The organism is Arthrobacter sp. P1_H7, assembly GCF_056405215.1.
The window spans coordinates 460261-475280 of sequence record NZ_JBFUCO010000004.1 but is presented as its reverse complement, the minus strand read 5'-3'; the positions used below and the strand labels follow the sequence as shown (position 1 = coordinate 475280).

Here is a 15020-nt window from a genome sequence, read left to right as displayed (position 1 = left end):
AATATGCCAGAGCTGATATATACCTGAAACGGAAAATATAGACTATGAGTGACGAAACACCCGAGGTGCCGGCTGGCTCCGAGCCTGTCCTTGAAGGCGCCATCCTCGACGGCGACGTACTGACCGACCGCGTCGAGCAGGTTGACCTGCAGACCGAAATGCAGCGCTCCTACCTCGACTACGCCATGGCCGTGATCGTGGGCCGTGCCCTGCCGGATGTCCGCGACGGCCTCAAGCCCGTCCACCGCCGCGTGCTCTACGCGATGTTCGACGGCGGCTACCGCCCGGACCGGTCCTTCAACAAGTGCGCCCGCGTGGTGGGCGAGGTCATGGGCCAGTACCACCCGCACGGCGACACTGCGATCTACGACGCCCTGGTCCGCCTCATCCAGGACTGGACCATGCGCTACCCGCTGGCGCTCGGCCAGGGAAACTTCGGCTCGCCCGGCAACGACGGTGCGGCCGCCCCGCGGTACACCGAAACGAAGATGGCGCCGCTCGCCATGGAGATGGTCCGGGACATCGACGAGGAAACAGTCGACTTCCAGGACAACTACGACGGGAAGAACCAGGAGCCGACCATCCTGCCGGCCCGGTTCCCCAACCTGCTGGTCAACGGCTCCTCCGGCATCGCCGTCGGCATGGCCACCAACATCCCGCCGCACAACCTCCGCGAAGTCGCCGACGGCGTCCAGTGGTACCTTGCGAACCCGACGGCCAGCCGGGAGGAACTGCTCGAAGAGCTCCTCCTGCGCATCAAGGGACCGGATTTCCCGACCGGCGCCACGATCCTAGGCCACAAGGGCATCGAGGATGCGTACCGCACCGGCCGCGGCTCCATCACCATGCGCGCCGTGGTCAGCGTCGAGGAGCTCCAGGGCCGCACATGCCTGGTGGTCACCGAACTGCCGTACCAGGCCAACCCGGACAACCTGGCCATCAAGATCGCCGAGCTGGTCAGGGACGGCAAGATCTCCGGCATCGCCGACCTCCGCGATGAGACCTCGGGCCGCACCGGCCAGCGCCTGGTGATCGTGCTCAAGCGCGACGCTGTGGCCAAGGTGGTGCTGAACAACCTCTACAAGCACACCCAGCTGCAGGACAACTTCGCCGCCAACATGCTCGCCATCGTCGACGGCGTGCCGCGCACGCTCAGCCTCGACGCCTTCATCCGCCACTGGGTCACCCACCAGATGGACGTCATCGCCCGGCGTACGCGCTACCGTTTGCGCAGGGCCGAGGAGGAAGCACACATCCTCCGCGCCCTGCTCAAGGCGCTGGACGCGCTCGACGAGGTCATCGCCCTCATCCGCGCCTCCACCACCACCCAGGCCGCTCGCGACGGGCTCATGGAACTGCTTGACATCGACGAGGTGCAGGCCGTGGCCATCCTGGACATGCAGCTGCGCCGGCTCGCCGCCCTGGAGCGCCAGAAGATCCAGGACAAACATGCCGAACTCGAGGCCCTGATCACCGAGTACAACTCGATCCTGGCCTCCGAAGAGCGCCAGCGCGAGATCATCAGCACGGAACTGGGCGAAATCGTGGCCAAGCACGGCGACGACCGCCGCACCAAGGTGCTCATGGGCTTCGACGGCGACATGTCGATGGAGGACCTGATCCCCGAAGAGGAAATGGTGGTCACCATTACCCGCGGCGGATACGTCAAGCGCACCCGCAGCGATAACTACCGCTCCCAGCAGCGTGGTGGCAAGGGCATCAAGGGCGCCCAGCTGCGCGGGGACGACGTCGTGGAGCACTTCTTCGTCACCACCACGCACCACTGGCTGCTCTTCTTCACCAACCTGGGCCGGGTCTACCGCGCCAAGGCGTACGAGCTCGCCGAGGCCGGGCGGGACGCCAAGGGCCAGCACGTGGCCAACCTGCTGGCCTTCCAGCCGGATGAGCACATCGCCCAGGTGCTGGACCTGCGCGACTACCAGCACGCCCCGTACCTGGTGCTCGCCACCAAGCGCGGCCTGGTCAAGAAGACCCGGTTGGAGGACTACGACACCAACCGGTCCGCTGGCGTGATCGCCATCAACCTGCGCGACGGCGACGAGCTCGTCTCGGCCCAGCTGGTCTCCGATACCGACGACCTCATGCTGGTCTCCCGCAAGGGCCAGTCCGTCCGCTTTACCGCGACGGACGATGCGCTGCGCCCGATGGGCCGTGCCACCTCGGGCGTGACCGGCATGAAGTTCCGCGAAGACGACGAACTGCTCGCGGCGGACGTCGTCAAGGACGGCTCGTACGTCTTCATCGTCACTGAGGGCGGCTTTGCCAAGCGGACCGCTGTGGAGGAGTACCGTCTCCAGGGCCGTGGCGGCCTTGGCATCAAGGTCGGCAAGTACCAGGAAGAACGCGGCCACCTCGTCGGAGCCCTCATTGTCAACGAGGAAGACGAAGTGCTGGTGGTCATGGAGGGCGGCAAGGTGGTGCGTTCCTCGGTGACCGGAGTCCCCGCCAAGGGCCGCGACACCATGGGCGTGATTTTCGCCAAGCCGGACAAGAACGACCGCATCATCGCGGTGGCGCGCAACAGCGAACGCGGGCTGGAAGGCGAGGAATCGACCGAAGGCGAAGCGGCGGGTGAGGACGTAGAAAATCGGGCTTCCTCCCCGGATGACGTAACGTTGGCTGAAGATGGCGGACAGCAGGACGAGTCCGCAACGGCAGAATCAGTACCGGCCCCGGAGTCAGATGAGTCATCAGGCAATGCCGAGCTGGACGAAGACAACACCGGAGGTAACGAGTGAGTAATTCCGACTCATATCCCAAGCCGAGCAGCGGCGTGCCGAGCGGGGTGCGGCAACCCGCCGCCGCGCCGCGCGTAGGCGCCCCCTCGCGTCCGCAGCAGCGCCCCGGCGTATCCGGCGCAGCAACGGGAACGGGACAGCGTCCCCCCGCACCTGGCCAGCGCCCCACGGTCCCCGGCCAGCGCCCCGCCGCCCCGGGCCAGCGCCCCGCCCAGTCTGGGGGGCAGGGCACTCCCGGGCTGATTAAGCCCGCTCCCAAGGCCAAGGTGCGCCGTGCCAGGCTGCTGGTCAGCAAGGTGGACCCCTGGTCCGTGTTGAAGATGGCCTTCCTGCTCTCCGTGGCGCTGGGAATCGTCACCGTCGTGGCGGCGATCGTGCTTTGGACCGTTTTGGACCTGACCGGGATCTTTGACCAGGTGGACAGCCTGCTCGGGACCCTCGCCGGCTCCGAGGGCGGCGGCTTTGAATTGAAGAAGGTCGCATCCCTGGGGCAGGTGGCGTCATTCGCCACCATCATCGCCGTGATCAATGTGGTGCTGCTGACGGCGCTCTCGATGCTTTCGGCGGTGCTGTACAACATTGCCGCGACGCTCGTCGGCGGCATCGGCGTGACCCTCACGGACGACTAGTTCCCGTACTTTTCCGCGGAATCCCGCGGAAAAGGGCCTCGATTTGAGATCGGGCCGGGATGTGCTGTACAGTCATATCTCGGCCCGATGAGGCATCGGGGCGTATAGCTCAGGCGGTTAGAGCGCTTCGCTGATAACGAAGAGGTCCCAGGTTCAAGTCCTGGTACGCCCACGGAACCGGTACTGGTTCTGGCAGAGGTAAGTGAAGGTTCGTCCATGACTGAACCGGAACGGGGTGCATGTGAAGAAGTTGCTGGTTATCGCAGCCACGGTCGCAGGCGTCTTCCTCTACAGGAAAGTGCAGGAATCCGAAGCCCGGAAAGTGATCTGGAGCAATTCAACCGATACGGTTGACTAGCCCGGAGCCCGGGGATGGAAGCTGGAAATCAGCTCTCCGGACCTAGGGTATGATTGTCGGGTTGCTTCTTATGGGGGCATGGCGCAATTGGTAGCGCACCTGCTTTGCAAGCAGGGGGTTCGGGGTTCGAGTCCCCGTGCCTCCACCATAGGAAAAGCCCCGGACCGCGGAAACGCGGTTCGGGGCTTTTTTGTGCCTTCCCCCACTCACTCCTTCGGCTTGGCGTAGTCCGCCATCCCTTGCCAGTCGATAAACACGTAGGGCTCGTCGCCGAGCACCCAGGCGTCGTGCCCTGGCGGAATCACGCCGAAGTCGCCGGGCCCGAATTCGAGTTCTTCGCCGTCGTCCATGACGACTTTGATGCGGCCGGAAATCGTGTAGCCGGTGTGGCTGGCCATGCAGCTGTCCGTCTTGGCGATCGGCTTGACGTGATCGGACCATTTCCACCCCGGAAGGAAGGTGGCCCGGCCAACCGGGCCGGCCTCGAGGTTGACGAGGTCCACCTGACCCATGCCCTGGGCAACAGGGCGTGTCTCTTCGGGATCGTCCAGGCTCTTGCGGATCATTGACGCCATGATGGTCTCCTTCTGCGATGATGGCGAGATCGGAACGCGAGACCGCGCCTTAAGGTTGGCACCGCGGTATCCACCGGTCAAGGAGCGGCGGCTGCAAGGGCCCCTGCGGTCCGTCCCACTAGTGTTGGAGCGTGAACTTCTTACTTGCGGCCGTAGGGGTGCTGGGGGTGGCCTCGTCGGGGCCCCTCATTGCCGCCACGCTGGGCGCCACGTCAGTCAGTGCCCTCGCCATCGCCTTCTGGCGCAATGCGATTGGCGCGGCGGTGATGGCCACTCCCGTGGCGGTCCGCAACCCCCGTCAGTTCGGCAGGGTGACCGGAGCGGAGTTCCGCTGGTCACTCGCCGCGGCGGTGGCACTGGCCCTGCACTTCGCGTGCTTCATTACCTCCCTGCAGCTGACGTCGGTCGCGGCGGCCACGGCACTGGTATGCCTGCAATCAGGCTGGATCGCGATCTTCCAGCTTTTGAGGGGAACCCGACACCGCTGGCCGGTCCTGGTGGGGCTGGGGCTCGCCTTCGGCGGCGTGGTGACAATTACCGGGTTCGATATGGGCTCCTCGCCCGGGGCGCTCATGGGCGATCTCCTGGCTGTCGCCGGCGGCGCCCTGGCGGGCATCTACACGCTCGCCGGAGGCAAGGCGCGGCAGAGCATGAGCACCGGCGTCTACACGACCCTGTGCTACGGCATGTGCGCCGCGGTTGTGGCGGTCATGGCGCTGTTGGCCAGACAGCCGCTGGGAGGATTCGAGGCAGCCGGCTGGCTGGGGATCCTCGCGATCACCGTGTGCGCACAACTGGTGGGACACTCCGCGTTCAACCACCTGCTGGCGACCATGAGCCCGCTGCTCGTGTCCATGATCATCCTGCTGGAAATCCCGGGAGCGGCGCTCCTGGCCGCAGCCTTCCTGGACGAGACGCTGCCGGCCGGGACCTACGTGGGGCTGGCGATGATCCTGGTGGGGCTCGCCGTCGTGGTCCTGGGGCAGCGAGGCTCGCGCTCCGCCCGGAGGAGGGCCGAGGGAGCCGGTGAAGAGCGGCTGGCGGAGCTCGGCACCGATTAGGCCGCTCCCGGCGGCCGCATCTCTTGACGGCCTCTTGACGGTCTCTTGACGGCCTGCTGGCCGCCGCTATCGGCCGCTATTGGCCGCCGCGGCGGGCTGGCTGGGGAACGTTGACCGTGTGGATGGCGCGGAGGAGCTTCGCCGGGAAGTAGACCGAGAAGAAGACCACCATGGGTGCCTTCAGTGCCATCTTCTTGACGTTGTGGGCCTTGTAGGTGCGGTCAAAGCGCGTCACGTAGTAGCGGTAATCGCGCGGCGAGTCCTCCAGCCGCCGGGCCGACATGCCCGAGATCATCTGCGGCCAGTACTGGATCCGGAGCTCGTGGTCTGCCAGGTGCAGCGAAAGATCGATGTCCTCGTGCATCTCGTCCCGCTCGTCGCGGCAGGTTTCTGCGCGGATGGTCTCCCAGGCCGAGCGGCGCAGAGCCATGTTGGAACCGAAGAGGAAGTGATACTGGTGCTTGGCGAGCCTGAGCATCAGCTGGCGCATTTTGTCGTCGGCCTTGAGCCCGAACCGGCGCATGGGCATGTCGTAATAGACCACCGGACCGGTCGCAGCGTGCACAGACTCGTCGGCGAAGGCTTTCTGCACCTGCTCCACCCAGTCCGGTTCCAGCACTGAATCGGCGTCGATCCGGCCGAGGATATCGCCCGTGGCGTGGTCCAGACCGAAGTTGCGCGTGGGAATGAGCCCCTGGTCGCGGTCCTGGCTGAGCAGGATGATGGGGCTCTCCGGATATTCGAGCTGCATCTGCCGCACGATCTCCGCCGTGCGGTCCTTGGACAGGTTGTCCACCACAATGATTTCGTGGGCAGGCACCGACTGGTAGACCGCGGCGATCAGGCACTGCCGGATGACGCTTTCCTCGTTGTAAGCCGGGATCACAATAGACACAGCCGGTGGCGGAGCAAGGAGCAAGGCATCCTGGGGTGATCTATGGGGTGACATCACCACAAATTTAGCACCTGGCCTGAGGTTTGAAGACGGACCGTGACGCGCCGTGGGCAGGCCGCGTCAAACAAAAGGAGGGATCCCGCACTGTGGCGGAATCCCTCCCTTGGAGAGTGCAGGACACCTGCCGGCAGCCGGCCTGCCCGGGGCAAGGTCTCGACTCAGCCGGCCTGTGCCAGCCAGGTTCTACTTGCCGGGCTTGTCTGCGCCGTTGTTCAGGCTGGCCGCGATGTTGCGTACGGCCGTTTTGGCGTCGGTGGCAACCTTGTCGGCGGCCTCAGCGGCGTTGCCGGCGGCGTCCTTGGCCGTTTCCTCGGCTTTGTCCGCCGCGGTGGCTGCGGAATCGGAAGCCTCCTTGGATGCCTCAGCCGCGGAGTCCGCTGCCGCGACGGTCGCGGAACCGGCCTTGTCGGCGGCGTCCTTCAGCGATTCGCCGACCGGGGCGGCCGTGGGGGCGGGCGTTACCGGCGTCGGTACCTTCCAGGGGTCCTCCACCGGCCTGGACGCCCGCCAGGCGGCGACACCGGCTGCAACGGCGGCAGCGATGATGCCGAAGATCAGCAGGCCGCGGTGCTTGGGCTTCTGCTGCTTGGCGAGCTTGGCATTAGCCGTCTTGGTGACCTCGTTGGCGGCCGCCTTGATGTTCTTGCCTGCCTTCTTGCCTGCCTTCTTGGCGTGTCCCTTGACTGCCTGGGCCTGCGCCTGGACGCCGGTGACAACACCGGAATCTACAAGCTTCTGTGCGACGGCGTCGACGTGGGCCGGGGCGTTTTCCAACGTGCGGTGGACGGCCACGGAAGCCTGCCCGATCTGGTCGGAAAGCCTGGGCAGGTACTCGACAACAACCCGGTCGCGTGCGTTGGCGATGACCGGGGCTGCCTTATCCACAGCTTCGTGCAGGCGCGGAGTCGCGCTGTCCGCGGCATCGTGGATCCTCGGCGCCAGCTGGGCCAGGCCATCCTGAAGACGGGGAGTGACAGTGGCAACGCTGCCCGCCAGATTGTGGGCCGCCGACTTGAGCCCCTCCTGGATTTTGGGAGAGGCGGTGTCGAGTCCGTGCTGCAGCCGCGGAACAGCCCAGTTCACGGCAGCCTCAACCCGCGGGGCCGCCCAATCCTTGGCGCTGTCCACTCCGGTGCTGACTGACTGCTCCAGGTCACGGGCAATACGATCCGTTTTCTTCACAACTACCTCCCGATTAATGTGACGGTTCTGCTGTTAGCCTACGTGTCTAGGAACGCACCGGCTATTCTTCAGACCGATTTCCAGTGGATTTCACCCAGCGCGGAACTGACTGTGCGGCCCTATGCGGGCGGAGCCGTCATGGAAGAATGGGCGCTATGACTGCCAACGCAACCGCAAAAGCCACTATCCACACGAGCCTCGGCGACATCGTCGTCAACCTCTTTGGCAACCACGCGCCGAAGACCGTCGACAACTTCGTCGGACTGGCCACCGGTGAGAAGGCCTGGACCCACCCGGAATCGGGCGAGGACAAGACCGGCACGCCGCTCTACAACGGCACCATCTTCCACCGCATCATCAAGGACTTCATGATCCAGGCCGGCGATCCCCTGGGCCGCGGCACCGGTGGACCGGGCTACAAGTTCGACGATGAGATCCACCCGGAACTGACTTTCAACGAGCCGTACAAGCTGGCCATGGCCAACGCCGGTGTCCAGATGGGCCGCGGCACCAACGGTTCGCAGTTCTTCATCACCACCATCCCCACCGGCTGGCTGCAGGGCAAGCACAGCATCTTCGGTGAGGTCGCCGATGACGAATCCAAGAAGGTCGTCGACGCTATCGAAGGCGTCCGCACCGGCATGGGAGACCGCCCCGTCGAGGATGTCACCATTAACAGCATTGACATCGAAAAGCTCTAACCCCACACCATGAGCTACGGAATTCCGGCGGCAGAGCCGTCCGCAGAGGTCCCGGTATGCCCCAGGCACCCGGACCGGCCCGCTTATGTGCGTTGCCAGCGGTGCGGGCGCCCTGCGTGCCCCGACTGCCAGCGGGCGGCCGCCGTCGGATTCCAGTGCGTTGACTGTGTCAACGAAACCAAACGCACGACGCCGGCCGTCAGGACCGTCTACGGCGGCGCCGTGACCGCCGGCAAACCCGTGGTCACGTACGTGATCATCGCGCTGTGTGCCCTTGTCTATGCGCTGCAGTGGATAGTCCCGAACGACGGGATCTACCAGCAACTGGCCTACGCCCCCGCCCTGACTGGCGTTGAACCGTGGCGGATGCTCACCTCGGCGTTCCTGCACTCGCAGGGATTCCTGCTCCACATCGTCCTGAACATGTACACGCTGTGGATTTTCGGCCAGATTCTTGAGCCGCTGCTGGGCCACGCCCGATTCCTGGCCATCTACCTGCTCTCGGCCGTCGGCGGCTCCGTAGGCTTCCTTTTGCTGACCCCGGTGTATCCGGCGAACGGCCCGGTGGGCCTCGTCGGCGCCTCCGGCGCCATCTTCGGCCTGTTCGGCGCCCTGCTGGTGGTCCAGCGTCAACGCGGCGGCGAAGTCCGCCAGCTCCTGGTCCTGATTGCCATCAACGGCGTCATCGGCTTCATGGTCCCGCAGATCGCCTGGCAGGCCCATCTCGGCGGCCTCGTCACCGGTGCCCTGAGCGCCGCCGTCATTGCCTACACCCCCCGCGGCCCCCGGCAGACCCTGCTGCAGGCCATCGGCCTCGCCGTGGTCCTGGCCCTGGTGATCTCCGTGTCCGTCGTACGGATGGCCGGCGCCGGCGTCTAGTCCGGTCCTGCCGAAGATCCAGGCCGCAAACGGCCGCCCGGGTGCCCTTCACTGTTCCCTGGTGTTTCTCTCGCTGTGTTCCTCGGCCGTTCCCCCGCTGGTCCCTCCCTCTGTGGATCTTTCCCGGTGCACACACTGTCCGAGCCACCACGTCTGAATTCACAGGCATGGATCCGAAAGTTTTCCACAGCGGTTATCCACATTGTTAATAACTTACAAGCGTGTAGTTCGCCGTGACGACCCGGGTCTGACCGCCCGGGCTGGCGATTTTCCAGCCTGCAGGCGATGCGGCGGACCAGATCTCCACACCTGTGGATAACTTCTGTGGGTTGCCCTGTGAGTAAGTGGACAACTTTGCGCGCTGAGGGCCTGTTGCCTTGCACGGGCGGCGCCAGGCCTGACCCGGCCCGCCGCCGCCCCACAGCACCCGCCGCAGTGCCCGCCGCAGGGCCCCTCCCCGAGCTCCGTCCAAGGCTCCCGAACCGGACCAGCTCTGTCGCGTTCCGGACCGGACTTCCCCTGCCGCACACCCGCGCTCTCCATGCGGCCCAGCAGCCGGCCGCCGGAGCGCTGCAAGCGCGTGCGGTGTGTCCCCGCCCGCAAGCCCGCACGCCAAGCCCGCCCGCGGCCGGGGCCGGACAAGACGGGCCGCGGGACTGCCGCGGTGTGTTTCAACAGGGTTATTCACAGTGTTAATAACTTGATGGTCTGAGCATCTGCGGGATTTAACCCGGCTCATGGCCCCGCAGCGGAGATTGCGGCTCCGAATCCCCGAACCTTATCCCCAGCTGTGGATAACTTGTGGGTAGTGGGCTGTTATTAAGTGGATAACTCGTCCGGTGCGGTAGGTGTCGGGACAGGCCACATTGTTGGGTGGCCGCCCTGCTCCAAGGCGGACGCGCGTGCGGCGTGCGGCCGGGGCCGCGGCGCCATCCGGGGCCTGTTGCCCGGACCGGTGAGCTTGTCCACAGGAAATCCACACTGTTAATAACTTACAAGGATGTAATTCAGGTCCGGCCGGAAATCTCATCAGTGGCTTTGCTCCCCGCTGTGGCCTCGGAACTCAGCCGAACCGCAGGAAGACCCGGAAACTTATGAACAATGTGGATAAGTTTCCCCAGACTTGTGCACAGCTGTGGATAAGGAGGCGGGGCGCCGTCGGGTCACTGCGGCCAGACGCCCGATGACCCGCGCCGGTGGCTGTCCAGCAGATGGGTGTCCACCATTCCGATAGCCTCCATGAGCGCGAACATCGTGGTGGGTCCGACGAAGGCGAAGCCCTTCTTGCGCAGCGCCTTGGAGAGCGCGATGGACTCGGCCGAGGTGGTGGGGACCTGGTCGAGGGAGCTCGGCCGGGGCGTGTCGGCCGGCTGGAACGCCCACACGAAGTCAACCAGGCCGCCGTCGTCCCTCAACGCCAGAGTTGCCCGGGCATTGGTGATGGTTGCCTGGATCTTCAGCCGGTTCCGGACGATCCCGGCATCGAGCATAAGCCGCTCCACATCGGCGTCCGTGAAGAGCGCTACCAGTTCCGGGTCGAAGTCCTTGAACGCCGCGCGGAAAGCGGGCCGCTTGCGCAGGATCGTCGCCCAGGACAGCCCCGCCTGGAACCCCTCGAGGCTGATGCGTTCGTAGAGGCCCTGTTCATCCCGGACGGGCATGCCCCACTCAGAGTCGTAATACTCGCGCAGCATGGGATCCACGGACGCCCACACCGGCCGCGCCAGTCCGTCGTCGCCAATGGTTGAGCCGCTTACTGCCGGGGTCATCTGGATTCCTTCGCTGGGCCGGGAATAATGCCGTGGATTAACGGCGGCGGGCCGGCACACTGTGTGTACCGGCCCGTCAGGGATGTCCGCCGCGCGGGCCTGGTTCAGGAACGCCAGCGTGTGGTCATCAGGAAGCCGATGATCGCGATTCCGAAGCCCGCGACGATGTTCATCGAGCCCCACGCCTGAACCGGGAAGGCGCCCTCGGTGATGTAGAACGTGATGATCCAGAGCAGGCCAATGATCATCAGGCCAAACATGACGGGCTTGAACCAGACCGGATTGGGCTTGTAGGCCTCCGCGGCAGAAGTCTGCGGGGCCACACGGGCAGTCCTTTTACGCGGCTTCGACTCGGGCACTGATCCTCCTTGGCGGGCTGGAACAAGAGCGGCAAACGTGGCTTGGTATCCTGCAGGAATCGAGTCCCCACCGGCCAACGCGCTCTTGGTCAAGTTTGAATTCTTTTGTCGCCCAATTCTAGCTGTAGTTCCGGCCACGCCGTGGACCCCGCAACCGCCTTGGAGGAGAACCCGCAGTGCTGGAGTTGGAGCAGGAATCCTGCCGGACGGCTCGCGGCCGCCGCGGGCCGCTCCTGCGCACCATCCAGGTCGCGGGCGAGCTGCTCATGACCGCGGGCGCCATCGTCCTGCTCTTTGTGGCGTGGCAGTTGTGGTGGACGAATGTGGCCTCCGATGCCCGGCAACGCGAGGTGGTTCGCGACTTTGCCCACGGGATTGAAGCAGCCGCTCCCGCGGCGCCCGGGCTGCCGGCGGCTGGTGCCGCGGAACCCGCCGTCGCGCCCGAACCGGCGGAGGGCGCGACTATCGGCATCCTGTATGTTCCCCGTTTCGGCGCCGAATACACGCGTCCCATCGTTCAGGGAACCACTCCGGCGGTGTTGGACACCCTGGGCATCGGACACTATCAGGGCACGGCCATGCCAGGGGCTGCGGGAAACTTCGCCGTGGCCGGGCACCGGCAGACCCACGGCGCCGTCCTGGACCATATCGACGCCCTGGTGCCCGGCGACCGGATCTACGTCCAGACCCGTGAGGGCTGCTATGTCTACGTGTTCCGGAACAGCCAGACAGTCCTCCCGTCGCGGACCGACGTCCTGTTACCGGTGCCAATGCGGCCGGGAGCGGCGCCGGCGGAGAGCTACCTGACCATGACGAGCTGCAACCCGCGGTTGGGCTCGGAGGAACGCTTTGTGGCCTACGCCCTGCTGGAGCGGTGGCAGTCCCTTTCCGCCGGCCCGCCGGCTGAAATTTCCCGGGCGGCCCGCGCGGCCGGGGCAGGCTGACGAATGTATGGCTGGCTTTTCCGCCGCCTTCCCGGGCCCTTGTGGCTCAGGATTGCGACCGCGCTGGTGCTGGTGGCCGGAGCACTGGTATTGATGGTTCAGTTCCTTTTTCCCTGGCTGGCGCAATTCACCCAGTTAACAGATTCAACGATTGGTTCAGCAAGGCACCCATGAGCACAACCAAGATCCTGGTCGTAGACAACTACGACAGCTTTGTCTACACCCTGGTCGGCTATCTGCAGGAGCTCGGTGCGGAGACCACCGTAGTTCGCAACGACGACGTCACGCTCGCCGAGGCGATCGAAATGGCCGAGGCGCGGGACGGGGTCCTCATCTCCCCCGGTCCGGGGAATCCGGCGGGGGCCGGCGTCTGCATTGAGCTGATCAAATGGTGCGGCAGCCACGAGAAGCCCATGCTGGGTGTGTGCCTGGGGCACCAGGCGCTGGCGGAGGCCTACGGCGGAACCGTGACGCACGCTCCCGAACTGATGCACGGCAAGACCTCCCTCGTCGAACACCATGGAACCAGCGTCTTTGCGGGACTCCCCTCGCCCCTCACGGCCACCCGTTACCATTCGCTGGCCGCTGTCCGCGAGAGCATCCCGGAGGTCCTGGAGATCACCGCGGAAACGGGCACCGGTGTGGTGATGGGCCTGCAGCATCGCACCGCCCCGCTGTGCGGCGTCCAGTTCCACCCGGAATCCGTCCTGACCGAAGGCGGCTACCAGATGCTCGGCAACTGGCTGGAGTCACTCGGCATGGCGGGCGCTGCCGAACGGGCAGCGGACCTGAGCCCGCTCATCAAGCACTGACCCGGCAGGCACTGCACGCGCCGGCGCGGCGGTAGCCGGTACTTTCGGTTCTCCCGGCCGGATTAGGGGAACAATCCGCCCAGGGCCGCGTCCTCTTTCGACGCGCTCTTGGTGGGCGACGGTGTGGGCGACGGCGGGGGAGGCGGCGCCGGTGCCTTCGCCACGGTCACGGTGATGGTCTTACCCTGTTCCACGAGCGAATCCGCGGCATCGGCCTGGCCTGTCACCTTGCCCGGAGCCACCTGGGAATTCTCCACTTCGGTGGCCTTGAGCAACAGGCCCTGCTCCTTCAGTTTCGCTTCCGCTTCCGCCAGCGGCAGCCCGATCAGCTGCGGCACAGCCACCTTGCCCGTGGAGACGACGATTTCGACCGCGTCCGCCACGGCCACAACCTGGCCCGGGGCCGGGTTGGTGGTGATGACAATGCCGACCGGAACCGTGGGATTGTTGGACATCTTGGTGGTGAGGGCACCTGTCAGCCCTGTTTGGTGGAGGAGATCGCGGGCTGCGGCCTCGGTCCGGCCGGGCAGGTCCGTCGGGATGGTGATCGCGCTGGGGCCTTCGGAGATGTTGAGGATGATGTCCGAGTTGGCGTCCATGGAACTCCCGGACGTCGGCACGGTGCCAATCGCGGTGCCTTTGGGGATGCTCTCGTGCTGCAGCCGTTGGAGTTGTGGCTTGAAGCCGGCGTTGTACAGCCTTTGCAGGGCCTCCGATTCCGTCAGTGACGTCACCGTGGGAACCAGCACCTTGGTTGCCTGTGGCGGGGCCTGATTCATGAGGTTGTACAGCCAGAGGCCGCCGCCGGCCAGCACCAGCAGTGTGAGGACCACGAGCGTCGCGATCCATGTGCGGCGGCGCGTCTTCTGGCGCGGGGTGTGCTCGCGTTCGACCGGCAGCGCCAGGGGCAGGCTGCCGGTGTCCGCAATGCCATAGAGTTCGGTGCCTGCCGGCTGCAGGACTTCCTCGTCGTCGGGCGTTTCTTCGGCGGGCCGCAGCCGGCCGCCGGGGGAATCGTCGAGGAACTTGGCTCCGGTCAGGGAGAAAGCCGCCGTGGGCGCCAGGGGGTCGTGCCGGGGAACCGCGTTGGTGGGGTCGGTGGGGGCCTCGCTGGCGGACGGCGCCGTCACCGGCACGCCGCTGCGCGCGGCCCGCAGGGCGCGGCGGAAGGCGGCGGCGTCCTGGAAACGGTCGGCGCGGTTCTTCTGCAGGGCCTTCATCAACACGCTGTCCAGCGCGGCGGAGACGTCGGGGTTGAGGCTGCTGGCGGGCTCGGGGATCTCGCGAACGTGCTGGTAGGCCACGGAGACGGGGCTGTCGCCGATGAACGGCGGCCGGCCGGTCAGCATCTCATAGAGAAGGCATCCTGCGGAGTACAGGTCGCTGCGCGCATCGACGGCTTCGCCCCGGGCCTGTTCCGGGGACAGGTACTGGGCGGTGCCGACGACGGCCTGCGTCTGCGTCATGGTGGCGGACGAGTCCGCCATGGCGCGGGCGATTCCGAAGTCCATGACCTTGACGCTGTTTGAATCCGGGCAAAACATGACGTTGGCGGGCTTAATGTCGCGGTGCACGATTCCGGCCTTGTGGCTGTAATCGAGCGCGGACAGCACACCCAGCGTGAAATCGATCGCCTGATCGATGGTCACGTCCTTGGCCCGCACCATGTCGCGTATGGTCTTGCCGGAAACGAACTCCATCACGATGTAGGGCACCCGGACGCTGTCGTCGTGGTCACCGGGGACCGCATGGTCCCCGGTGTCGAAGACAGCCACGATCGACGGGTGGTTGAGTGCCGCGACGGCCTGGGCCTCGCGCTTGAACCGGGCCTGGAACTGCGGGTCCCGGGCCAAGTCCGGGCGCAGCAGTTTGACGGCCACGGTGCGTCCCAGCCGGGTATCGAGGCCGCGGAAAACATCCGCCATGCCGCCACGGCCGATCAGCTCACCCAGCTCATAGCGCCCGCTGAGGACGCGCTGCGTGTTCGCCGGGCGTTCCTCCCTGTGCGACGGAGTGCGGGGTGTATTGCTCATGATC

At 65.8% G+C, this 15020-nt stretch carries 14 protein-coding genes and 2 tRNA genes; 10 read left to right on the top strand and 6 right to left on the bottom strand.

Going from position 1 to position 15020, the window contains the following annotated elements:
- Window positions 1-44: 44 nt before the first annotated feature.
- The 5 genes from gyrA (at window position 45) to AC1DXI_RS05960 (ending at window position 3894) form a co-directional block, all read left to right on the top strand.
- The gene (gene gyrA / locus AC1DXI_RS05980; protein ID WP_476937844.1) at window positions 45-2759 is read left to right on the top strand and encodes a DNA gyrase subunit A; all 2715 of its coding nucleotides are present in this window, start codon (window positions 45-47) and stop codon (window positions 2757-2759) included.
- Window positions 2756-3388 carry a DUF3566 domain-containing protein gene (locus AC1DXI_RS05975; RefSeq protein WP_476937843.1) on the top strand — a complete coding sequence of 211 codons (633 nt, stop codon included), beginning with the start codon at window positions 2756-2758 and terminating at the stop codon, window positions 3386-3388. The genes gyrA and AC1DXI_RS05975 overlap by 4 nt, the downstream gene beginning before the upstream one ends.
- 98 nt (window positions 3389-3486) lie before the next feature.
- Window positions 3487-3560, top strand: a tRNA-Ile gene (locus tag AC1DXI_RS05970).
- A 63-nt stretch (window positions 3561-3623) separates the two neighbouring features.
- The gene (locus AC1DXI_RS05965) at window positions 3624-3746 is read left to right on the top strand and encodes a DLW-39 family protein (protein ID WP_331271128.1); all 123 of its coding nucleotides are present in this window, start codon (window positions 3624-3626) and stop codon (window positions 3744-3746) included.
- Between the two features lie 72 nt (window positions 3747-3818).
- Window positions 3819-3894, top strand: a tRNA-Ala gene (locus tag AC1DXI_RS05960).
- Window positions 3895-3952: 58 nt separating this feature from the next.
- On the opposite strand, the gene AC1DXI_RS05955 is transcribed toward AC1DXI_RS05960, so the two are convergent.
- Window positions 3953-4321 carry a cupin domain-containing protein gene (locus AC1DXI_RS05955; RefSeq protein ID WP_476937842.1) on the bottom strand — a complete coding sequence of 123 codons (369 nt, stop codon included), beginning with the start codon at window positions 4319-4321 and terminating at the stop codon, window positions 3953-3955.
- A 131-nt stretch (window positions 4322-4452) separates the two neighbouring features.
- On the opposite strand from AC1DXI_RS05955, the gene AC1DXI_RS05950 reads away from it, so the two are divergent.
- Window positions 4453-5382 carry a DMT family transporter gene (locus AC1DXI_RS05950; protein WP_476937841.1) on the top strand — a complete coding sequence of 310 codons (930 nt, stop codon included), beginning with the start codon at window positions 4453-4455 and terminating at the stop codon, window positions 5380-5382.
- Window positions 5383-5458: 76 nt separating this feature from the next.
- Here the strand turns inward: AC1DXI_RS05950 and AC1DXI_RS05945 are convergent, their stop codons facing one another.
- Window positions 5459-6331, bottom strand: coding sequence for a glycosyltransferase family 2 protein (locus tag AC1DXI_RS05945; protein ID WP_370116818.1), 873 nt, complete (start codon window positions 6329-6331; stop codon window positions 5459-5461).
- A 189-nt stretch (window positions 6332-6520) separates the two neighbouring features.
- Entirely contained in the window at window positions 6521-7519 is a 999-nt protein-coding gene (locus AC1DXI_RS05940) for a hypothetical protein (protein WP_476937840.1), read from the bottom strand.
- 155 nt (window positions 7520-7674) lie between these two features.
- On the opposite strand from AC1DXI_RS05940, the gene AC1DXI_RS05935 reads away from it, so the two are divergent.
- Complete coding sequence (locus AC1DXI_RS05935; RefSeq protein ID WP_476937839.1) at window positions 7675-8220, top strand: peptidylprolyl isomerase; 546 nt, start codon at window positions 7675-7677, stop codon at window positions 8218-8220.
- 9 nt (window positions 8221-8229) lie between these two features.
- Entirely contained in the window at window positions 8230-9099 is an 870-nt protein-coding gene (locus AC1DXI_RS05930; protein ID WP_476937838.1) for a rhomboid family intramembrane serine protease, read from the top strand.
- 1163 nt (window positions 9100-10262) lie between these two features.
- Here AC1DXI_RS05930 and AC1DXI_RS05925 read toward each other — a convergent pair.
- Both AC1DXI_RS05925 and AC1DXI_RS05920 read right to left on the bottom strand, forming a co-directional pair.
- The gene (locus AC1DXI_RS05925; RefSeq protein ID WP_476937837.1) at window positions 10263-10868 is read right to left on the bottom strand and encodes a DNA-3-methyladenine glycosylase I; all 606 of its coding nucleotides are present in this window, start codon (window positions 10866-10868) and stop codon (window positions 10263-10265) included.
- Between the two features lie 104 nt (window positions 10869-10972).
- Window positions 10973-11227 (bottom strand): cell division protein CrgA, encoded by a 255-nt coding sequence (locus AC1DXI_RS05920; RefSeq protein ID WP_026266806.1) that lies wholly within the window; start codon window positions 11225-11227, stop codon window positions 10973-10975.
- 176 nt (window positions 11228-11403) lie between these two features.
- Between AC1DXI_RS05920 and AC1DXI_RS05915 the strand changes: the two genes are divergently transcribed.
- Together AC1DXI_RS05915 and AC1DXI_RS05910 are read left to right on the top strand one after the other, a co-directional pair.
- Window positions 11404-12171, top strand: coding sequence for a class E sortase (locus AC1DXI_RS05915; protein ID WP_476937836.1), 768 nt, complete (start codon window positions 11404-11406; stop codon window positions 12169-12171).
- A 170-nt stretch (window positions 12172-12341) separates the two neighbouring features.
- Window positions 12342-12983 (top strand): anthranilate synthase component II, encoded by a 642-nt coding sequence (locus tag AC1DXI_RS05910; protein ID WP_018775653.1) that lies wholly within the window; start codon window positions 12342-12344, stop codon window positions 12981-12983.
- 62 nt (window positions 12984-13045) lie between these two features.
- Here the strand turns inward: AC1DXI_RS05910 and pknB are convergent, their stop codons facing one another.
- Window positions 13046-15016, bottom strand: coding sequence for a Stk1 family PASTA domain-containing Ser/Thr kinase (pknB, locus tag AC1DXI_RS05905; RefSeq protein ID WP_476937835.1), 1971 nt, complete (start codon window positions 15014-15016; stop codon window positions 13046-13048).
- Window positions 15017-15020: the final 4 nt, after the last annotated feature.